The 20,859-nt window shown below is 63.5% G+C and carries 17 protein-coding genes; 7 read left to right on the top strand and 10 right to left on the bottom strand.

Going from position 1 to position 20,859, the window contains the following annotated elements; all coding sequences use genetic code 11:
* Nucleotides 1-52: 52 nt before the first annotated feature.
* Together K0P03_RS02065 and K0P03_RS02060 are read right to left on the bottom strand one after the other, a co-directional pair.
* Nucleotides 53-1,162, bottom strand: a complete 1,110-nt coding sequence (locus K0P03_RS02065; RefSeq protein ID WP_197032927.1) for a polyamine ABC transporter substrate-binding protein — start codon at nucleotides 1,160-1,162, stop codon at nucleotides 53-55.
* Nucleotides 1,163-1,331: 169 nt separating this feature from the next.
* Nucleotides 1,332-2,747 carry a helix-turn-helix domain-containing protein gene (locus K0P03_RS02060; protein WP_272788764.1) on the bottom strand — a complete coding sequence of 472 codons (1,416 nt, stop codon included), beginning with the start codon at nucleotides 2,745-2,747 and terminating at the stop codon, nucleotides 1,332-1,334.
* A 219-nt stretch (nucleotides 2,748-2,966) separates the two neighbouring features.
* On the opposite strand from K0P03_RS02060, the gene aceA reads away from it, so the two are divergent.
* On the top strand, nucleotides 2,967-4,256 hold the full coding sequence (gene aceA, locus K0P03_RS02055) for an isocitrate lyase (protein ID WP_023516666.1): 1,290 nt from the start codon (nucleotides 2,967-2,969) through the stop codon (nucleotides 4,254-4,256).
* A 97-nt stretch (nucleotides 4,257-4,353) separates the two neighbouring features.
* Entirely contained in the window at nucleotides 4,354-4,593 is a 240-nt protein-coding gene (locus K0P03_RS02050; protein WP_023516665.1) for an SMc00767 family acetate metabolism repressor, read from the top strand.
* Nucleotides 4,594-4,665: 72 nt separating this feature from the next.
* Here the strand turns inward: K0P03_RS02050 and K0P03_RS02045 are convergent, their stop codons facing one another.
* From K0P03_RS02045 to K0P03_RS02025, 5 genes are all read right to left on the bottom strand, one after another.
* Nucleotides 4,666-5,052 (bottom strand): VOC family protein, encoded by a 387-nt coding sequence (locus tag K0P03_RS02045; protein WP_023516664.1) that lies wholly within the window; start codon nucleotides 5,050-5,052, stop codon nucleotides 4,666-4,668.
* Nucleotides 5,053-5,076: 24 nt separating this feature from the next.
* Entirely contained in the window at nucleotides 5,077-5,691 is a 615-nt protein-coding gene (locus K0P03_RS02040; protein ID WP_050745430.1) for an RNA polymerase sigma factor, read from the bottom strand.
* A 97-nt stretch (nucleotides 5,692-5,788) separates the two neighbouring features.
* Complete coding sequence (locus tag K0P03_RS02035) at nucleotides 5,789-8,311, bottom strand: methyl-accepting chemotaxis protein (RefSeq protein WP_272788763.1); 2,523 nt, start codon at nucleotides 8,309-8,311, stop codon at nucleotides 5,789-5,791.
* A gap of 239 nt (nucleotides 8,312-8,550) precedes the next feature.
* Nucleotides 8,551-8,691 (bottom strand): hypothetical protein, encoded by a 141-nt coding sequence (locus K0P03_RS02030; protein WP_165909348.1) that lies wholly within the window; start codon nucleotides 8,689-8,691, stop codon nucleotides 8,551-8,553.
* 159 nt (nucleotides 8,692-8,850) lie between these two features.
* On the bottom strand, nucleotides 8,851-10,032 hold the full coding sequence (locus tag K0P03_RS02025; RefSeq protein WP_272788762.1) for an NAD(P)/FAD-dependent oxidoreductase: 1,182 nt from the start codon (nucleotides 10,030-10,032) through the stop codon (nucleotides 8,851-8,853).
* A gap of 169 nt (nucleotides 10,033-10,201) precedes the next feature.
* Here K0P03_RS02025 and K0P03_RS02020 point away from each other — a divergent pair, with 169 nt between their 5' ends.
* From K0P03_RS02020 to edd, 5 genes are all read left to right on the top strand, one after another.
* Nucleotides 10,202-11,641, top strand: a complete 1,440-nt coding sequence (locus tag K0P03_RS02020; RefSeq protein WP_024270950.1) for a glutamine synthetase family protein — start codon at nucleotides 10,202-10,204, stop codon at nucleotides 11,639-11,641.
* 97 nt (nucleotides 11,642-11,738) lie between these two features.
* The gene (locus K0P03_RS02015; protein ID WP_272788761.1) at nucleotides 11,739-13,022 is read left to right on the top strand and encodes an NAD(P)/FAD-dependent oxidoreductase; all 1,284 of its coding nucleotides are present in this window, start codon (nucleotides 11,739-11,741) and stop codon (nucleotides 13,020-13,022) included.
* A gap of 96 nt (nucleotides 13,023-13,118) precedes the next feature.
* Nucleotides 13,119-14,591 carry a glucose-6-phosphate dehydrogenase gene (gene zwf, locus K0P03_RS02010; protein ID WP_272788760.1) on the top strand — a complete coding sequence of 491 codons (1,473 nt, stop codon included), beginning with the start codon at nucleotides 13,119-13,121 and terminating at the stop codon, nucleotides 14,589-14,591.
* A gap of 9 nt (nucleotides 14,592-14,600) precedes the next feature.
* A complete protein-coding gene (gene pgl, locus K0P03_RS02005) occupies nucleotides 14,601-15,299 on the top strand; it encodes a 6-phosphogluconolactonase (protein ID WP_272788759.1) in 699 nt (232 codons plus the stop codon).
* Nucleotides 15,300-15,423: 124 nt separating this feature from the next.
* Nucleotides 15,424-17,244 carry a phosphogluconate dehydratase gene (gene edd / locus K0P03_RS02000; protein WP_023511847.1) on the top strand — a complete coding sequence of 607 codons (1,821 nt, stop codon included), beginning with the start codon at nucleotides 15,424-15,426 and terminating at the stop codon, nucleotides 17,242-17,244.
* Nucleotides 17,245-17,437: 193 nt separating this feature from the next.
* Here edd and K0P03_RS01995 read toward each other — a convergent pair whose 3' ends face one another.
* From K0P03_RS01995 to bglA, 3 genes are all read right to left on the bottom strand, one after another.
* Nucleotides 17,438-17,851, bottom strand: coding sequence for a hypothetical protein (locus tag K0P03_RS01995; protein WP_023511846.1), 414 nt, complete (start codon nucleotides 17,849-17,851; stop codon nucleotides 17,438-17,440).
* 107 nt (nucleotides 17,852-17,958) lie between these two features.
* Nucleotides 17,959-19,050 carry an ABC transporter ATP-binding protein gene (locus K0P03_RS01990; RefSeq protein ID WP_130516276.1) on the bottom strand — a complete coding sequence of 364 codons (1,092 nt, stop codon included), beginning with the start codon at nucleotides 19,048-19,050 and terminating at the stop codon, nucleotides 17,959-17,961.
* Nucleotides 19,051-19,131: 81 nt separating this feature from the next.
* The gene (gene bglA, locus K0P03_RS01985; RefSeq protein WP_024270949.1) at nucleotides 19,132-20,784 is read right to left on the bottom strand and encodes a beta-galactosidase BglA; all 1,653 of its coding nucleotides are present in this window, start codon (nucleotides 20,782-20,784) and stop codon (nucleotides 19,132-19,134) included.
* Between the last annotated feature and the right edge of the window lie 75 nt (nucleotides 20,785-20,859).

Below are 20,859 nucleotides of genomic sequence, written 5' to 3'. Positions count from 1 at the left end.
GCATAAATGAAATTGCCCGGAAGAGGCTTCCGGGCAATTCGTTCCGGACCGGTTATTGACCGGTCACGATCTTGGTCCAGGTCCGTGTGAACAGGCGCTGCGTCTTTGCGTCCAGCGTCGTGTTGGTGAAGAGCTTGGCCAGCGTCGCATCGTCAGGATAGATCGTCGCGTCTTCCAGGATCTCCTTCGGCATGACGGCCTGTGCCGCTTTGTTGCCGTTGGCATAGTGGATGTAGGTCGAGGCCTTCGCGATCACGTCCGGGCGCATGATGTAGTCGAGGAAGGCATGCGCCTCGTCGACATGCGGTGCATCGTTGGGGATCGCCATCTGGTCGAACCACATCTGCGTGCCTTCCTTCGGGATCGTGTAACCGACCTCGACGCCGTTGCCGGCTTCCTCCGCACGGTCGCGGCCCTGGAAGATATCACCCGACCAGCCGACGGCGATGCAGATGTCGCCATTCGCAAGACCGTTGATGAATTCGGACGAATGGAACTTGCGCACGAAGGGGCGGATCTTCATCAGCGCTTCTTCGGCCTTGGCAATGTCGGCCGGGTCATGGCTATCGGGATTGAGGCCGAGATAGGCAAGCGTGACGGGAATGATGTCGGTCGGCGAATCCAGGAGATTGATACCGCAATCCTTCAGCTTCTCGGCGTTGGCCGGGTCGAAGATCGCGCTCCAGCTGTCGATCGTGTCCGTGCCGAGGGCTTCCTTGATCTTGGCCTTGTTATAGCCGATGCCGATCGTGCCCCACATGTAGTTGATCGAATATTCGTTGCCCGGGTCGAACGGCTGCATGCGGGTGGCGACCATATCCCACATGTTCTTGAGGTTCGGCAGCTTGGACTTGTCGAGCTTCTGGTAGACGCCGGCCGAAATCTGGCGTTGCAGGAAGGTGTTGGTCGGCACCACCACGTCGTAGCCCGTGCCGCCGGCAAGCAGCTTCGTCTCAAGGATCTCGTTCGAGTCATAGACGTCGTAGACGACCTTGATGCCGGTTTCCTTGGTGAAATCGTCGATGATCGAGGAATCGATATAGTCCGACCAGTTGTAGACGTTAACGACTTTTTCCTGCGCGAGCGCACCGCCCGCGCCAAACAGCGCAAGCGTGGCGGCAGTCGCCAAAAGAGTACGTTTTATCATTGATTTTTCTCCCAGTTTTTCTCTCGGACCTATGAGTTCGTATGAAGAACAGTCACCGATTATGGATGTTTTTCAAGAGGCGACAAGCGGCATTCTACTCAAACACAGGGCGAATTTTGATATCACATTGTTCCCATTCCTATCAGATTTGAAGCCCTAACGGCGGCGGAAATCAAGCAAAAAGTCACTGGAAGTCGAAAAGGCTGAGGCCGGCGACCATTTCGTCAAGGCCGAGAGGCCGCGTGACGGGCGGTTCGGCGCGGGCAAGACAGCCCTGCCGCTCGCAGAGCCGGCAGGCCGTTCCGACCGCCACCGCGCCCTCCCGCCGCACCGCTTCGCCGTAGACGGTCTCCTCCGCATGGGCGGCATCGCAGCCGATCAACAGCGCGGTCCGGCGCACCCGCTCGGCAAAAACGCCCTGCGGCCCTTCCAGCGTGCGCGAGATGGCGAGGAAGGCGGCACCGTCAGGCATTTCCACCCGGTCGACGAGGATCTGCCCGGGCTGCGAGAAAGCGGAGTGAACGCCGAGCTTGGGACAGCTACCGCCGAAGCGCGCCTGCGGAAAGCCCTGCGCGCCCGCCCGACGAAAGCGGTTGCCGGCATTGTCGATCTCCAGCATGAAGAAAGGCACGCCCGCCCTGCCGGGCCTTTGCAGCATGGTCAGCCGGTTTGCCGCCTGCTCGTAGGAAACCCCGAAGCGCGAGCGCAGCACGTCGATGTCGTAGCGCACGCGCTGGGCCGTCGAATGGAAGGTCTCGTAGGGCATCATCAGCGCGTGGGCAGCGTAGCGCGCCAGCTCGAAACGGGCGATGCGCTTCGCCTCCGCCGTCGAGAAGGCGAGCTGGTCGAGTTCGGCGAAGATCTCGTCCTGAAGGGCGAGCTGCACCGTTTCCATGGCGATCTCGCGCAGCTGGTCGAAGGGCGACAGGCGCTCCGACAGGAAAAGCCGCATGGAATGTCGGTCGAAGCGACGGCGCAGGTTCGGCATGGTGTGGACGGGCAGAAGCCGCACGACGACGCCGTGCTCCTTGCGCAGCCAGCCTTTCAGGGCGGCGGCCAGGTCGTCGCCGGGCGCCAGCGCCGCATGAAACCGCTCCGCCGCCTCGTCGATGGCGCCGAAATAGTTAGGGCGCCCCTCCAGCTTGTCGCGCACCTCGTCCATCGGCAGCAGCGCACCCGACAGCGTCGTCGCATGGCCCTCGCGGGCCAGAAGATCGGCAAGGTCGGTGAGACGCGCAGCCTGTTCGCGATAGGCACGGTAAAGCTTCAGGATGCCACTTGCCACGTTCGGCGCCGCTTCGGCGATTTCCACCAGCTCTTGATCGCCGGGCAACTCTCCCGAAAGCAGCGGATCGGCGAAGACCTCGCGCAGCTGGCGCGCATTGCCGGCGCTTTCGCCCTGCAGCTCATCGAGATCCACCTTGTAGACGGAAGCGAGGCGCAAAAGCAGCTGGACCGTCAGCGGCCGCTGGTTGCGCTCGATGAGATTGAGATAGGACGGCGAGATCGACAACCCCTCGGCCATTGCCGTCTGGGTAAGGCCGAGCGTGTTGCGAATGCGCCGGACTTTCGGGCCGGCAAAGATCTTGTTCTCCGCCATGTGTCAAATCCTTTACACCGATGCCACCGTCGGAAGATTTACAATTTTTACTTTTTTACAGAGCACTTCTGTCAAAGACAAGACATCATTACCCGATTGCATCGCTGATTTTCCGGTTTTCTCTCGCCCTATTGTGCGCTGCGATGTAAATACTGTCACATGAAATCGGGCAACGAAGAAAGCCAAGCCCGATCCTGAGACATCGTACCGGAGGATATTATGACCGATTTTTACAATCTCGTCCCGAGCGCACCGAAGGGCCGGTTCGACGGCATCGAGCGCCCCTATACGGCCGAGACGGTCGAGAAGCTGCGCGGCTCCGTCCAGATCCGCCACACGCTGGCTGAGAACGGTGCGAACCGCCTGTGGAAGCTCATCCACGAGGAAGATTTCGTCAATGCGCTCGGTGCGCTCTCGGGCAACCAGGCCATGCAGATGGTCCGCGCCGGCCTGAAGGCGATCTACCTCTCCGGCTGGCAGGTCGCCGCCGATGCCAATACGGCCTCCGCCATGTACCCCGACCAGTCGCTCTATCCGGCCAATGCCGCACCGGAGCTCGCCAAGCGCATCAACCGCACGCTGCAGCGGGCCGATCAGATCGAAACGGCAGAAGGCAACGGCCTTTCGGTCGACACCTGGTTCGCCCCGATCGTCGCGGATGCGGAAGCCGGCTTCGGCGGCCCGCTCAATGCCTTCGAGATCATGAAGGCCTTCATCGAGGCCGGCGTTGCCGGCGTCCACTTCGAAGACCAGCTCGCCTCTGAAAAGAAGTGCGGCCATCTCGGTGGCAAGGTCCTGATCCCGACGGCAGCCCATATCCGCAACCTCGACGCCGCGCGCCTTGCCGCCGACGTCATGGGCACCTCGACGCTGGTCGTCGCACGCACCGATGCGGAGGCCGCCAAGCTTCTCACCTCCGATATCGATGAGCGTGACCAGCCCTTCGTCGACAGGGACAAGGGTCGCACGGTCGAAGGCTTCTACCAGGTCAAGAACGGCATCGAGCCGTGCATCGCCCGCGCCATCGCCTATGCGCCGCACTGCGACCTGATCTGGATGGAGACCGGCAAGCCGGACCTAGAACAGGCCCGCAAATTCGCGGAAGCCGTGCACAAGGCGCATCCGGGCAAGCTGCTCGCCTACAATTGCTCGCCCTCGTTCAACTGGAAGAAGAACCTGGACGACGCGACGATCGCCAAGTTCCAGCGCGAGCTGGGCGCGATGGGCTACAAGTTCCAGTTCATCACGCTCGCCGGCTTCCACCAGCTGAACTACGGCATGTTCGAGCTCGCCCGCGGCTACAAGGACCGCCAGATGGCAGCCTATTCCGAGCTGCAGGAAGCGGAATTCGCCGCCGAGATCAACGGCTACACCGCCACCAAGCACCAGCGCGAAGTCGGCACCGGCTACTTCGACGCCGTCTCGATGGCCATTACCGGCGGCCAGTCCTCGACGACCGCCATGCATGAATCGACCGAGCACGAGCAGTTCCGCCCGGCCGCCGAGTAACCCGACCCGTCAACCTTTCAAGAACCCCAACAGAGCCGCATTCCTGCGACGGCAGGCTTACCGCCTGCCTGCAAATGCTCAAAAGAGGAGAAATGCCATGACAGTCCAGACCCGAGTCAAGGAACGCGCGGAAGAACAGGCCTCCGCCATGACCCCCGACCAGCAGGCCATGATCCGCATGGTCGCCAACGACCTGCACCGCCTCAACCAGTCCGTCATGAAGGCGGTCGAGGCCGGCGTTTCGGTGGAGCTGGTCCGCTCCGCCCGCCATCATGGCGGCGAGGGCAACTGGGGCGACCTCCTGATCCCCGTGATCGTCACGCAGGGTCGCGGCTGACAGGCACCATCCAGTCGAAGCAAGATCCCCGGCGCTCCCTGCGCGCCGGGGGTTTTCGGTTGAGGCTGGCCCCTAGGTCAGAGCTCTCGGCACCTCAGCCGACTGATAGAACGACACGATCTGGCCATCCGGATCGCGAAAGTCGGCGAACCAGCCGCCCGGCGCGTGCGAGACCGGCGTGACGATCTCGACGCCGGCCGCGGCCAGCCGCTCGATCACCGTATCGATGCCGCCATCGGCAAGACCGAAGACCACATTGGGCGTGTTGCCGGGTTGCGGATCGCCCTTGAAGACCATGAGATCCACCTCCGTGCCGATCTTCGTCATCAGGAAGGCGCCAGCGTCCTCGTCCTCGTGGCGCTCGAATTCGATGCCGAGATACTCCCTGTAGAACCTTCGCGTGCGCTCGATATCGGCGACGTTGAAGATGATGGTGACGCCGTTGAAGTTTATCGTCATGCAAGCCTCCTGTTGTTGCGCCGGCTAGTTGCCGTCACCGTGCGAAACGTGATCGCGCCTCGAAAAGAAAATGGGAATGCCATCAGGATCGCGAATGGCGAAAGCGCGCGGGGCATGCGGCTTGAGGGCCTGCTTCAACGATCGCCGCGCAGGGCCGCCGGCCGAAAGCAGTGCAAACCCGTCCAGTGAAGCCGCCTCGCCACCGAAAGCGTCGAACGCGCTGCGCAGCCCGCTGAGACGCTGGCGGAAGGCCATGTCGCTTACTCCAAGCAGGTGTGTGATCTCGGCACGGCCGAGGCCGAGATTGACGAGAAGCGCCAGAACGCGCTGGGCGGGCGGCAAAGACGCCATGAAGACCGCCGCGAACAGGGGCGCAGGATCGGGCATGTCCTGCGGCGCTTCGAAAGCGGCTTCACGGACCCGTCGCCGCACGGCCGTCCTTGCGGTGAAGCGGGCGTGGTTGCGGATCGCACCCTTTGCCCAGGCCACGAACCCCGGATCCGTGATGCGCCGGCCGGCAGCGAGCGCCGACAGCAGGACGTCCTGCATCAGGTCGTCCGCCTCGTGCGCGACGCGGCTGTGGCGCCGGGCGCATTGCCGCAATGCGGCCAGGATCGTGCGGTGGGTCATGCCGGCCATGGGATCACAGGGCACAGGGTTGGGCAACCTTGCCGGACGGAAGCAGCAAGGCTTCCGGCGGGCGCGGCTGCACGCCACGCCCGCGGGATGCACACCATCAGGCGGCGCGGTACATCGTCTGCTCGTCCGCCTCCAGGCGGAACTGCTCGACCAGCATCATCAGCGTATCGGCCTCGTTTGCCAGCTTGCGGCTCGCCGCGGTGGTGATATCGACCATCGAGGCGTTCTGCTGGGTCATCTGGTCCATCTGGTTGACGGAGCCGTTGACCTCCTGCAGCGCTGCCGCCTGGTCGCGGCTTGCCGTCGCCATCATGTCCACATGCTGGCTGACCGTGACGATCTGCTGGCTGATCGCGGCGAGCACTGCGCCCGTTTCCTGCACGAGATGCGAGCCGGCGCTGACCTCGCTCGTCGATTTCTCGATGAGGCCCTTGATCTCGCGCGCAGCACTGGCCGAACGCTGGGCGAGCTCGCGCACCTCCTGCGCGACGACGGCAAAACCCTTGCCGGCTTCGCCCGCACGGGCGGCCTCGATGCCGGCATTGAGGGCAAGCAGGTTGGTCTGGAAGGCGATGTCGTCGATCACCTCGATGATCTGCTCGATCTGGCGCGACGCCCCCTCGATACGGCCCATGGCGGCAATCGCATTGCTGACGACGGCGGCAGAGCTGTCGGCGCTGCGCTTGGTCGTGCCGACGACGATGTTCGCCTCATGCGCCCGCTCGGCGGAGGAGCGTACGGTCGCCGTGATCTGCTCGACGGCGGCGGCGGTTTCCTCCAGCGAGGAAGCTTGGGATTCGGTGCGCTTGGCAAGCGCATCGCCCGACTGCAGCATCTCCGAACCGCTGCGCTGGATGGACAGCGCATTGTTGCGGATCTGGCCGAGCGTATCCTGAAGGCGCGTCAGCGAGACGTTGAAGTCCTGGCGCAACTGCTCCAGACGGCCAGAGAACGGCGTGTCGATCTGGCGCGACAGATCGCCCTGCGCGAGGCGCTCGAGACCGGCGGCCAGCGCGCTGACCGCAAAGTCGATCTCGCGGTCGAACGCCTGCTTTTCGACATCGTTGCGGGTGCGTTCGGCCTCCGCGGCCTTGCGCTGCTCTTCGCTTTCGGCCTCAACGCGGATCTTCGAGAGGGCGTTCTCCTTGAAGACGCCGAGAGCACGGGCCATGTCGCCGATCTCGTCGGCGCGGCCTTCGCCGGAAATACCCGTGTCGAGGAAACCGTCCGCCAGGCGGCGCATGGCGCCGGTGATCTGGCTGATCGGGCCCTTCAGCGTCAGCACGAGGGCGATGCCGGCAAGAACGGCGATCGCAGCGCCCGCGACGGTCGCGAGGATCGAAACCTGGTTGGCCTTTTCACGCTCGGTGCCGGCGCTGGTCTTCTGTTCCTCGGCAAACTGGCTGAGGAGATTCCAGATCGTATCGATGGACTGGCCTGCGGCCTCGAAATCGGCGGCGCGCTCGGTGCTGATCTTCACCAGTGCGGCGCTGTCCGCATCGATGCGGTCGAGCACCGGACGCAGCGCGTCGTCAACGGCGTCGAAGAAGGGAAGATCGCTCGCGCTGCCGCTGAGCGCCTTTATGTCGATGCGCAGGATAGACAGGTTGCCGAGCAGCTTGACGCGGTTCTGCTCCGACGTCTGGCCGAGGAAGCGCGCGGCGGCGACCTCGATGTCGTCGATCGAAGACACCAGCTTGCGCGTGGCCGACAGCACCGCCTCGGACTTGATGATCGGTGCGTCGAGTTCGCTGAAGATGCGGGTTGCTTCACGCATCTTTTCCGATGCGGCGCCCTGGAGCTGGATGGTGACCTGACGGAAGCGGTTCACCCGGCGTGCGATTTCCGGCACGGTGACGCTCGCCGGATCCGACGAGGACAGGAAACCGCCGAGTTCGTCGATCGTGTTGCGGATGGTGATGGAGACGACCTTCTGGTTCTTCGGCAGGATCATCGCGATCGAACGTTCGGTCTTCGAAATGAAGGGATAGCGCTCCTTGATGACCTTCAGCTGGTCCTCCGGCGTTGCGCCGCGGCTGAACTCCGACAGAAGATCACCGAAAAACTTGCTGGCATTGGTCAGGCGCTCGGCCTCGCGCAGCATGCTCTTTGCGGAATTTTCGTTCTGGCGCACGGTGCGCTGCAGCTTCGTCGCCTCGTCGAGGATCTTCACCTGCTCGCTGGAGAGATAGTTGAGGTTCTTGGCCATGGTCTCGTGCAGGCCGTTCTCGTTGACATAGAGCGACCACAGCCCGTCCATGCGGGCCTCGATATCCTTCGTCTGGGCCTGCGCATCCACCAGCTTGGACTTGTCGGCATCGGGCGCGAGGCCATCCATCGTCGCCTGGAGAACCGCGTCCTGCGCGGTCAGGCGCTGGTGCACGGCGTCGCGGTTTTCTTCGCTGGTGTTCTGCAGGAACCGGTTCATGCCGGCATAGACATCCTTGAAGCCGCTCAGCGACTGGAGGACGCTGTTGGAAATCTCCATGCGGCCCTGCAGCAGGCCGGAGGCATAGAGCCCGGTGAAGCCCACGGCGCAGATGCTGAGCACGAAAGGCAGGATGAAGACCAGGACCTTGGTCTGGATCTTGAAGCGGGCGAGAATCTTATCAATGAACATGGCGGAACATCCGTTGTCGGCGTGCTCCACCCCTGCCTCTTTTTGAGGCCTCCCCAGGATTCGGACGCCGGATTACCGACTTCATGCGGCCGCAATGCCGCGTATCCGGGGGAGCAGTCATTGCCAGCCGTGTCGACATCCATCATGGGGACGCGGCATCCGGAACCCTATGCGGCGGATGATCGGCGGCAATCTTTAAAATTCCATCACCATTTAAACCGATTTATGACAGGTGCCTGTCAGAACGCGGCAATAGCGAGGGCGATGACAAGGCTCGCGGCAAGCGAGCAATGGATGCCAATCGCAACGAGGCGCCGGCGGCTTTCCTCGGCGGTAGCGGCAATCGCGATGGCACGGGCGGGGCGGCGTCTTGCAGGCATGCGGCGATACTCCGTTACGCGGATACAGACACCCGGATGATCCGGCCAGCCGGCCCACATCATGTTGCCTCCGCCTTCACGAGGGAAGGTCGGAAACGCCGACATAGCGAGAGCATCCGCCCCGAGGTCTTAAAAGACGGTAAAGACCGTATCGCGAGGTCAGGCGTGCCCCCCCGCGGCATGGCCCGATGCCCAGGCCCACTGGAAATTGTAGCCGCCAAGCCAGCCCGTCACATCCACCGCCTCGCCGACGAAATAGAGCCCCGGCACCGCCTTCGCGACCATGCTGCGGGAATCAAGAAAAGCCGTATCGACACCACCGAGTGTGACCTCCGCGGTCCGGTAGCCTTCCGAACCGGGCGAGCGCAGGCGCCAGTCCCTCAGACGCTGAAGAAGCGCATCGATGCGGCGCCCCGGCTGTTCGGCGAGCGGCCCGTCGATGCCAAGCTCGGTGACGAGAAGCTGGGCAAGCTTCTTCGGCATGTGCTCGGCAAGAACGGTCTGCACCGCCTGCCGGCCGTTTTCCCGTCGCGCTGCGGCGATCACCGTCGCAAAATCCACGTCGGGGCAGAGGGTGAGCGCAATCTCCTCCCCTTCCCGCCAATAGGACGAGATCTGCAGGATCGCCGGGCCACTGAGCCCGCGATGGGTGAAGAGCGCCGCCTCGCGGAATTCCGCCTTGCCGTGGCGGGCGACGACATCGACCGCCACGCCCGGCAGGCCTTCATGGGCAGCAAGTGTCGCGGGATCGAGCGTCAGGGGCACGAGGCCGGCGCGGGTTTCGGTAACCGCAAGGCCGAACTGTTCGGCAACGCGGTAGGCAAAACCGGTCGCGCCCATCTTGGGGATCGACTTGCCGCCCGTGGCGATGACCAGCGAGGACGCTTCGACCGTTCCATGCTCTGTCACCACGCGGAAGGATTGACCGTCGTGCTCGATGGCGCTGATCGGCATCGACAGCCTCAACTCCGCACCCGCCGCCTTCATCTCGGCAAGCAGCATGGCGATGATGTCCTTCGCCGAACTGTCGCAGAAGAGCTGGCCCAGCGTCTTTTCGTGCCAGGGGATGCGGTGGCGCTCGACGAGATCGAGGAAATCACGCGGCGTATAGCGGGCAAGCGCCGACTTGCAGAAATGCGGATTGGCAGAGAGGAAGTTCTTCGGTCCCGCATGGATATTGGTGAAGTTGCAGCGTCCGCCGCCGGAGATGCGGATCTTCTCGCCCGGCGCGCGGGCGTGGTCGATGACGAGCGCGCGGCGCCCGCGCCTGCCCGCCTCGATGGCGCACATCATGCCCGCCGCGCCTGCCCCGATGATGACGACGTCCCGCCGTTCTGCCACGTGTGCGATCCTTGTTTGCCTCTCCTTTCCGCCATCGCGACCGAAAGTCAATCGGGATGGGAAAAACAGATTTTCTTGAAGAATTCGCGTTTTCTACCCCCCGGGGGGAGCTAGCCAAGCAATAAACTCCGTTTATGATGGCATCATCGTCAACCAAACCCGGTGTCTCATGCCGTCCAAAAAGAAAGTCGTTATCCCTACAATCGAAAAAGCTGCACGCTCTACCAAAATCCCTCCCGCCATCAGCGTGCCGCGCGGGGTAAAGACCTGGAAGGACGCCGCAGACTGGCTTCGCGCCCGCGGCATCGAAGACATCGAATGCATCACGCCCGACCTCGCGGGGGTTCCGCGCGGCAAGATGATGCCGTCATCGAAGTTCACCTCGAACACATCGCTCGCCCTGCCCTCCGCCCTTTATCGCCACACGATTTCCGGCGACTATCCGGAGGAAACGGGCAATTTCCGCTATGAACCGCGCGACAGCGACCTGAAACTGCTGCCGGATCTATCGACGTTGTCCGTCGTGCCGTGGGAGAGCGACCCGACCGCCCAGGTCATCTGCGACATCGTCGGCTCGACCGGCGAGAACGTGCCCTATACGCCGCGCAACGTCCTGAAGAACGTCGTGCAGATGTATCGCGACCGTGGCTGGAAGCCGGTCGTTGCGCCGGAGATCGAGTTCTACCTCGTCGCCGTCAACGACGACCCGGACTATCCGCTGCATCCGCCGAAAGGCCGGTCCGGCCGCGCCATCCAGGGCGGCCAGGGCTACTCCATCGCGGGGATCAACGAGTTCGACGAACTGATTGACGACATCTATCACTTCTCCGAACGACAGGGCCTCGAGATCGACACGCTGATCCACGAGGAAGGCCCCGCGCAGCTCGAAATCAACCTGCGCCACGGCGATCCGGTCGAGCTTGCCGACCAGGTGTTCCTGTTCAAGCGGACGATCCGCGAGGCGGCGCTGAAACACGGCATCTATGCCACCTTCATGGCCAAGCCCATGCAGGGACAGGCGGGTTCGGCCATGCATATCCACCAGTCTGTGGTGGAGATCGAAACGGGCAAGAACGTCTTCTCCAATCCGGACGGCTCGCCCTCGAAGGAATTCTTCCAGTTCATCGGCGGCATGCAGGCCTATGTGCCGAAGACGCTCGTCATGATGGCGCCCTATGTGAATTCCTACCGGCGCCTGACGCCCGACATGTCGGCACCCGTGAACAATGCCTGGGGTTACGACAACCGCACGACGGCGTTCCGCGTGCCGGTGTCGGATGCCGCCGCACGCCGCGTCGAAAACCGCCTGCCGGGTTCGGATGCCAATCCGTATCTCGCGCTGGCAGCTTCGCTCGGTTGCGGCCTGCTCGGCATCATGAACGAGCTGGAACCGACGGCGCCCACCGAAGACACCGCCAACGAAGGGTCGATCGACCTGCCGCGCGGCCTGCTCGAGGCTGTGTCGCTGCTCGAATCCGACCCGGCGCTGGCCGAGGTGCTGAGTGCGGAGTTCATCGGCCTCTATGCCGGCGTGAAGCGTGGGGAATTCGAGACCTTCATGCAGGTGATCAGCCCCTGGGAACGCGAGTTCCTGCTGCTCAACGTCTGAGCGGCCCCGGCGGTCCGGGCCGCCCGACAAGATCTGAGCCTGAGAGCGGCCGGCGCCCCGGCGCGCCGCCGCACCCTCTTGAACACGAGTGTGTGTAATGCCCTGGCAAAGCCCGATTTCTCCCGGCGTTTCCTGGTATGAGGCCAGTGTCGGCGAACGCCCCGAATATGCCCCCCTCGACGGCTCCGTCGATACCGACGTCGCCATTGTCGGCGGCGGCTTCACCGGCCTGCAGGCCGCCTACAATCTCGCGAAGAAGGGCGTGCGCGTCACGCTCATCGAAGCGCATCGCTTCGGCGACGGCGCGTCCGGCCGCAATGGCGGCCAGCTCGGCACCGGCCAGCGCGCCGAGGCGGAAAGCCTGGAAGCCGAACTCGGCTTCGAGCGCGCCAAGGCATTGTTCGACCTTGCGGAGAACGCGAAGCGCTACATCCACGATTTCGCCGAAAGCCAGACCCTCGATATCGACTATGTGCCCGGCCAGCTCAATGTCAGCCACAAGACAAGCTACGAGAAGGAATTCCGCGACCATATCGAGATCGCCGCGACCCGCTTCGGCTACGAGCACCTGAGCTACATGGACCGGGCGGAGACCGAGGAGCGCGTCGGCTCGAAGCGCTTCTTCTTCGGCCTGCGCGACACGGGCACGGGCCATATTCACCCCATGAAACTCCTCGTCGGCGTCGCCCGCGCAGCCAAGGCAGCCGGCGCCGACCTGCATGAAAAGACCCCTGCCCTGAAGATCGAACGGGCGGGCGGCAAGGCTGTCATCACCACCGCGCGAGGCACGATCCGCGCCGACAAGGCGCTGATCTGCTGCAATGCCTATATCGGCAATCTGGAACCGAAGACGGCCGCGCATGTCATGCCGATCCGTTCCTTCATCGGTGCGACCGTGCCGCTCGACAAGTTCCCGTCGGTCATTCCCGGCGGCGAGGCGATCGCTGACACGCGCTTCGTCGTGCGCTATTTCCGCAAGACCCGCGACGGCCGCCTGCTTTTCGGCGGACGCGAGGCCTATTCGGAAAACCTCGACGACATGACGCCGCCCATCCGCAGGCAGATCGAGGAAGTCTATCCCGAACTGAAGGGTATAGAACTCACCCATGCCTGGGGCGGCTCCGTCGGCATCACCATGCCGCGCAAGCCCTATGTGCGCGAAGTCATGCCCGGCATCACCACGATCGGTGGTTATTCCGGCCATGGCGTCATGCTGTCGAACTATTGTGGCAAACTCTACGCCGAGGGGGTAACCGGCGGCAGCGCGGAACTCGACCAGCTGAAGGCCCTGAAAATCCCGGCCTTCCCCGGTGGTGCCCGGTTCCGCTCGCCGCTTCTGTTCCTCGCCATGACGTGGTACGCGCTACGCGACAAGCTCTGATCGAGTCGAAAGCACCGATTTTGTTGCGTTGCACGCTGGTGTTTTTAAATCGATTAGATTATAACACCCGGCAACAGAACGAGATCGAGATATCCGATGAGCAGCCAGATCATTCCCGTTGAGCCTTTCGACTATGTCGTCTTCGGCGGAACCGGCGATCTTGCGGAACGCAAGCTCCTTCCGGCCCTCTACCACCGGCAGCTCGCCGGCCAGCTTTCCGACCCGACGCGCATCATCGGCGCGTCGCGCACCGCCTATACGGATGCGGAGTACCGCAAGTTCGCCGTGGATGCGCTGAAGGAGCACCTGAAGCCAGGCGAATTCGACGAGGCCGAAGTCAAGACCTTCTGCGACCGGCTGTTCTATGTCGCCGTCGACGCCAAGTCCGACGGCGGCTGGGACAAGCTGAAGGAGCTTCTCGATGAGGGCAAGGAACGCGTGCGGGCCTTCTACCTCGCCGTCGCCCCCGCCATCTTCGGCGACATCTCGGAGAAGATCCGCGACCACAAGCTGATCACCAAGCAGACCCGCATCGTCGTCGAAAAGCCCATCGGACGCGACCTTGCCTCGGCCAACGAGCTGAACAACACGATCGGCAAGGTGTTCCGCGAAGAGCAGATCTTCCGCATCGATCACTATCTCGGCAAGGAGACGGTGCAGAACCTGATGGCGCTGCGCTTTGCCAACGCGCTCTACGAGCCGCTGTGGAACTCCGCCCATATCGACCATGTGCAGATCACCGTTGCGGAGGCCGTCGGCCTTGAAAGCCGCGCTGGCTACTACGACAAGGCCGGTGCGCTGCGCGACATGGTGCAGAACCACATTCTGCAGCTTCTCTGCCTCGTGGCCATGGAAGTGCCCTCCTCCATGGACGCGGAAGCCGTGCGCGACGAGAAGCTTAAAGTTCTGCGCGCCCTCAAGCCGATCGACCAGTACAATGTCGAGCGCCTCACCGTACGCGGCCAGTACCGCGCGGGCGCCTCGGCCGGCGGCCCGGTCAAGGGTTACCTCGAGGAGCTGGAAGGCGGCATTTCCAACACGGAGACCTTCGTCGGCATCAAGGCCGAGATCGGCAACTGGCGCTGGGCGGGCGTGCCCTTCTACATCCGCACGGGCAAGCGGCTTGCCGCGCGCATGTCGGAAATCGTCATCACCTTCAAGCCGATCCCGCATTCGATCTTCGACCCCTCGGCCGGCCGCATCGAGGCGAACCAGCTGATCATCCGTCTTCAGCCGGACGAAGGCGTCAAGCAGTCGCTGATGATCAAGGACCCCGGCCCGGGCGGCATGCGCCTGCGCAACGTCTCGCTGGACATGAGCTTTGCCGAAGCCTTCGACGCCCGCAATGCCGACGCCTACGAGCGCCTGTTGCTCGACGTCATCAGGAACAACCAGACGCTCTTCATGCGGCGCGACGAAGTGGAAGCCGCATGGCGCTGGATCGACCCGATCCTGAAGGCCTGGGAAGCGACGGGCCAGCAGGCGCAGGGCTACACCGCCGGCACCTGGGGTCCGAGCCAGGCCATCGCCCTCATCGAGCGCGACGGCCGCACCTGGCACGAAACGTAAGGAAGCCCGATGAGCGCGAGACTGCATGAATTCAGGGATGGCGCAGCCTTGGCCGAGGGACTGGCAGACCGGGTTTCCGGCGTGCTGGCCGACGCCGTTGCCAACCGGGGCCGCGCCAGCATCGCGGTCTCCGGCGGCTCGACGCCAAAAGCCTTCTTCAAGGCACTGTCGAACCGAGACATCGACTGGGGCAAGGTGACGATCACCCTTGTCGACGAGCGTTTCGTTCCCGCGGACAATCCGCGCTCGAACCACCAGCTCGTCGCCGACAACCTGCTCCAGGGCAAGGCGAAGGCCGCAGGCTTCCTGCCGCTCTATCGTGACGCCGGCAGTGCGGAGGAAGCCGCGACGATCGTTTCGGGGGACGCCGAGGCTCTTGGCCATCCTTTCGATGTCGCCATTCTCGGCATGGGTACGGACGGCCACACCGCGTCCTTCTTCCCCGGCGGCAGTCGGCTTGCCGAGGCGATCTCGCCGGAAACCCCGCGTGGCGTAATCACCATGGAAGCGGAAGGCGCAGGCGAGACCCGCCTCACCTTCACCTTCGCCAGCCTCCAGGATGCCCGCCTTCTGGTGCTTCATATCGAGGGCCAGGGCAAGAAGGACGTGCTTGCCGCGGCAGAAGCCGACGGACCGGAAAGCGACATGCCGATCCGCGCCATGCTGCGCCGCGCAGCAACGCCGATCGATATCTACTGGGCGCCCTGAAGCACCCTGCCGGGTAATACCGGTTTCACCCGGCGCGTAACGCCGATGATTGAAGCGGACAGCGCAGCTCTCCCGCGCGTTGCCGCATGCGAAAATGCCATCGAGAGAGGTAAGGATAGCTCCCATGTCCGCCGATAAACGCATCGAAGCCATTACAGCCCGCATCGTCGAACGCTCGAAGCCGCATCGCGAACCCTATCTCGCGCGTGTGCGCGCCGCCATCTCCAAGGGCGTGCACCGTTCGGTGCTCTCCTGCGGCAACCTCGCGCACGGCTTTGCCGTCTGTTCCCCCGCCGAGAAGGATGCGCTCGCCGGCGACCGCGTTCCGAATCTCGGCATCATCACCTCCTACAACGACATGCTCTCGGCCCACCAGCCGTTCGAGACCTATCCGGCGCTGATCCGCGAGGCCGCGCGGGAGGCGGGCGGCGTGGCGCAGGTCGCCGGCGGCGTGCCGGCCATGTGCGATGGCGTCACGCAGGGCCAGCCGGGCATGGAACTGTCGCTCTTCTCGCGCGACCTCATCGCTATGGCGGCCGGCATCGGCCTGTCGCACAACATGTTCGATTCGGTCGTCTATCTCGGCGTCTGCGACAAGATCGTGCCGGGCCTGACGATCGCGGCCCTCACCTTCGGGCATCTGCCCGCCATCTTCATTCCTGCAGGTCCCATGACCTCGGGCCTGCCGAACGACGAGAAGGCCCGCGTGCGCCAGCTCTATGCCGAAGGCAAGGCCGGCCGGGAAGAACTGCTGGAAGCCGAGTCGAAGTCATACCACGGCCCCGGCACCTGCACCTTCTACGGTACCGCCAACTCCAACCAGATGCTGATGGAGATCATGGGCTTCCATATGCCCGGCGCCTCCTTCATCAATCCCGGCACGCCGCTGCGCGACGCGCTGACCAAGGAAGCCGCCAAGCGCGCGCTCGCCATCACCGCACAGGGCAATGAATTCACCCCGGCCGGCGAAATGATCGACGAGCGCTCCATCGTCAACGGCGTCGTCGGCCTGCATGCGACGGGCGGCTCGACCAACCACACGCTGCACCTTCTCGCCATGGCGCGCGCCGCCGGCATCGTGCTCACCTGGCAGGACATTTCCGAGCTGTCCGACGTGGTGCCGCTGCTCGCCCGCGTCTATCCGAACGGCCTTGCCGACGTGAACCATTTCCACGCCGCCGGCGGCATGGGCTTCCTCATTCAGGAGCTTTTGAAGACCGGCATGCTGCATGACGACGTGCGCACCGTCTACGGTCGGGGCCTGCAGGCCTATACGATCGACCCGAAGCTCGGCGAAAACGGCGCGGTCGTGCGTGAACGCTCGCCGAAGATCAGCCACGATCCGAAGGTGCTCGCCAATATCGAGACGCCCTTTCAGCCCACGGGAGGCCTGAAGATGCTGACCGGCAATATCGGCAGCGCCGTCATCAAGATTTCGGCGGTAAAGCCGGAGCGCCATGTCATCGAGGCGCCGGCAAAGGTGTTCCACGACCAGCAGGAACTCAATGTCGCCTTCAAGGCCGGTGAGCTGACGGGCGATTTCATCGCCGTCGTGCGCTTCCAGGGGCCGAAGGCGAACGGCATGCCGGAATTGCACAAGCTGACCACCGTGCTCGGTATCCTGCAAGACCGCGGTCAGCGCGTTGCCCTACTCACCGACGGGCGCATGTCCGGCGCATCCGGCAAGGTGCCGGCAGCCATCCACGTCACGCCGGAGGCTGTCGACAACGGCCCGATCGGCCGCATCCGCAACGGCGATATCATCCGGCTGGATGCGACCCACGGCACGATCGAGGTTCTGGTGAATGCCGCCGAGTTCGCCGCCCGCCCGCAGGCGACGGCCGATCTCTCGGGCAACGAATTCGGCATGGGGCGCGAGCTTTTTGCACCCTTCCGCGCCATCGCAGGACCGGCCGATCATGGGGCGAGCGTGCTGTTTGCCTGATGGCGCGGGGCGCTGCCGCCCCTCATCCGGCCTGCCGGCCACCTTCTCCCCGTAAACGGGGAGAAGGAAACAAGAGGCCAAGCCCCACTATCTCTCCCCGCTCATTGTTTGGGGAAAGCATCGCCACATTCCCCTTCTCCCCGCCTGCGGGGAGAAGGTCGCGGCAGCGGGATGAGGGGCAGCCCCCAAAACGTCAGCTATAAATATCCAGCGTCCGGCCGTGATGGTTCCGGTGCGTCGAATAGACGAAGATGCGTTGCAGATCCTTGTCGGAGAGCAGGCGCAGGAAGCGCGCTTCGACGATGTCGTTGGTGTAGACGCGCTGCGTCAGGCAACCGATCATCGGCAGGCGGGCGCTGACGATGTCGAGGTAGAAGTTGCGTGGCAGCTGGAACTTCGTCGTCATCGTGATGACGGCACCGCTGCGCGACAATTTGGTGATCAGGCAGCGGCGGGAGACCAGGTTGACGAGACCGCCGTTCTCGGTGAACTCGATGCGCGCCTCGTTGCAGGTGTCCTCCATCGGGAAGCTCTTCTCCCGATCGTACATGAAGGACTCTTCCTTGTTCAGGTAGTTGTTACGCGGTACGGATCCCTGAATACCCATCGGCCTGCTGCCCCCCGGCACTGTCTGCTTTCGACAAAAGCCTAGGGGAGCAACGCTTAACATCGGGTTGAGCGGCAGGGCTAAATCCTGCCGCTTCCCCTTCGCCTTCAGGATGCGCGATAACTCTTTCCGGCCGCATCGAAGAGATGCAGCTTCGCCTTGTCCGCCGTGAACCGCACCCGGTCGCCACGCTTGACGTCGAGGATGCCCGGGATCTTGGCGATGATCGGCTCGCCCTGCACGAGACCGTCGATATACAGCAGCGTCACTTCGCCGAGCGCCTCGACGATCGACACCGTACCCTCGAAGAGGAAATCCTCGCCGGTCGTGATCTGAAGGTCTTCCGGCCGTACGCCGAAGCTCGCGGTCTTGCCGACTTCGGAGGCCGCCGTCGGGATGTCGACGCTGGAGCGGCGCCCGCCCGTCAGCTCCAGTTCCGTCGAAGCGCCGGCCGCCGTGATCTTCGCGGGAATGATGTTCATCGCGGGCGAACCGATGAAGCGGGCGACGAAGAGGTTTGCCGGGCGCTCGTAGAGCTCCAGAGGCGGACCGACCTGTTCGATATGGCCGGCCGAGAGCACGACGATGCGGTCGGCAAGCGTCATCGCCTCGACCTGGTCATGCGTCACGTAGATCATCGTCGTGTCGGCCATCTGCTCGTTGAGCTTGGCGATCTCGATTCGCGTCGCCACGCGCAGGGCAGCGTCGAGGTTGGACAGCGGTTCGTCGAACAGGAAGACCTTCGGATTGCGGCAGATGGCGCGGCCGATGGCGACGCGCTGACGCTGGCCGCCGGAGAGCGCCTTGGGCAGGCGGTCGAGATATTTTGTGAGCTGGAGGATATCGGCAGCCGAGCGCACGCGCCGGTCGATCTCCTCCTTGCTTTCGCCAGCGATGCGCATGCCGAAGGCCATGTTGTCGAAGACGGTCATGTGGGGATAGAGCGCATAGGACTGGAACACCATGGCGATACCACGCTTGGAAGGCGGCACGTCGTTGACGCGCTCGCCGTCGATCGTCATCTCGCCGCCGCTGATCTCCTCAAGGCCCGCGATCATGCGCAGCAGGGTCGACTTGCCGCAGCCGGACGGGCCAACGAAGACGATGAACTCGCCCTGCTTGATATCGAGATCGATGCCGTGGATCACATCCACCGCGCCGTAGGACTTGCGGATATCCTTGAGTACCAGCCCTGTCATGTCTCTCTCCCCTATAGTCCCTGTTTGGCGCAGTTCCGGAGGCGACCCGCCTTCCACTTTCGCCGGAATTGTTCTGACCGGTTACACGAAGCGCGCGAAAAACCCGCTCCAGGCCGGAAGTTCGATGCTTTCCGCATGCATCATGCTTTCAAACCCGTGGCCCTCCAGAACCTGCAGCGTGCCATCAGGCAAGTCCGCAAGGCGCGCGATCGGGCTCATGTTGAAAGCGCAGAAAACCTTCTCGTTGCCGTGCGTGCGCACGAAGGAAAGGATCGCGCCTTCGGCCGACTGAAATGCAATCTCGCCCTTCACCAATGCCACGTGCTCCTTGCGGAAGGCAAGAAAGCGCCGGTAGTGCGCAAGCACCGAGGCCGCATCCCCCTCCTGTATGTCGACAGCGCGCTCGAGATGAACGGCCGGCACCGGAAGCCAGGGTTTTCCCTTGCTGAAGCCGCCGGAAAGCTCGGTGCTTTCCCAGACCATCGGCGTGCGGCAGCCGTCGCGGCCCTTGAAATCCGGCCAGAACTGGATGCCGTAGGGATCCTGCAGGTCCTCATAGGCAAGCTCGGCTTCCGGCAAGGCCAGCTCTTCGCCCTGGTAGATGCAGACCGAGCCGCGCAGCGACATCAGCAGGCTGGCCAGCAGCTTGGCATGGGCCTCATGATCGGTGACGGCGCTGCCCCAGCGGCTGACATGGCGCATGACGTCGTGGTTGGAGAAGGCCCAGCAGACCCAGCCCTCGGGCGCCGCCTTTTCCAAGGCATGCTGCGTATCGGCAACGAAGGCCGGTGTCAGCGGTTCGGGCGCAAGGAACTCGAAGGCGTAGCACATGTGCATCTTGTCGCCGCCGGACGTGTATTCACCGGCGATTTCAAGGCCGCGCTGGCTGTCGCCCACCTCGCCGACGGCAGCGATGGCCGGAAACTCCTCCATGACCGCACGGAACCGTTTGAGGAACTCCAGATTTTCCGGCTGGTTCTTGTCGTAGAGATGTTCCTGGTAGTTGTAGGGGTTCACGGCCGGCGCGGTCTGGGCGTTGCGGCGCTCGGGGGCGAGCGACGGGTTGTCACGCAGCTCCTTGTCGTGGAAGTAGAAGTTGATCGTGTCGAGACGGAAGCCATCGACGCCGCGCTCCAGCCAGAAGCGGGCGACCGAGAGCAGCGCATCCTGCACTTCCGGATTGTGCAGGTTGAGGTCCGGCTGCGAGGTCAGGAAGTTGTGCATGTAATATTGCAGGCGCGTCGGATCCCATTGCCAAGCCGAACCGCCGAAGATCGACAGCCAGTTGTTCGGCGGCGTGCCGTCCGGTTTGGAATCGGCCCAGACATACCAGTCCGCCCGCGGATTGGTGCGCCGGGAACGGCTTTCGACGAACCAGGGATGCTTGTCCGAGGTGTGCGACAGCACGAGGTCGATCATCACGCGGATGTTGAGGCGATGCGCCTCGGCGATCAGCGCATCGAAATCGGCGAGCGCACCGAAGATCGGATCGACGTCCTGGTAGTCGGAGACGTCGTAGCCGAAATCCTTCATCGGCGAGGTGAAGAAGGGCGATATCCAGATCGCATCCACACCGAGGGAGGCGACATGGGAAAGCCGCTCCGCAATACCCCTGAGGTCGCCGATCCCGTCACCGTTGGTATCCTGATAGGAGCGCGGATAGATCTGGTAGATCACCGCGCCACGCCACCAGTCCTTGTCCGGTACGAGAAGGGTGGAATCCGACATCGTCATGCTGCTTGTCCTGTGCATCTTTGATTTTTACGCGATTGCGAATGCAAACCGCTTCACGCTTTTGTGGCAACTGCC

This window comes from Shinella sp. HY16 (assembly GCF_028534175.1).
In the GTDB taxonomy this organism is placed as follows: domain Bacteria; phylum Pseudomonadota; class Alphaproteobacteria; order Rhizobiales; family Rhizobiaceae; genus Shinella.
Note: the sequence above shows the minus strand (reverse complement) of the source record. Positions and strands in the feature narration are given on the sequence as shown.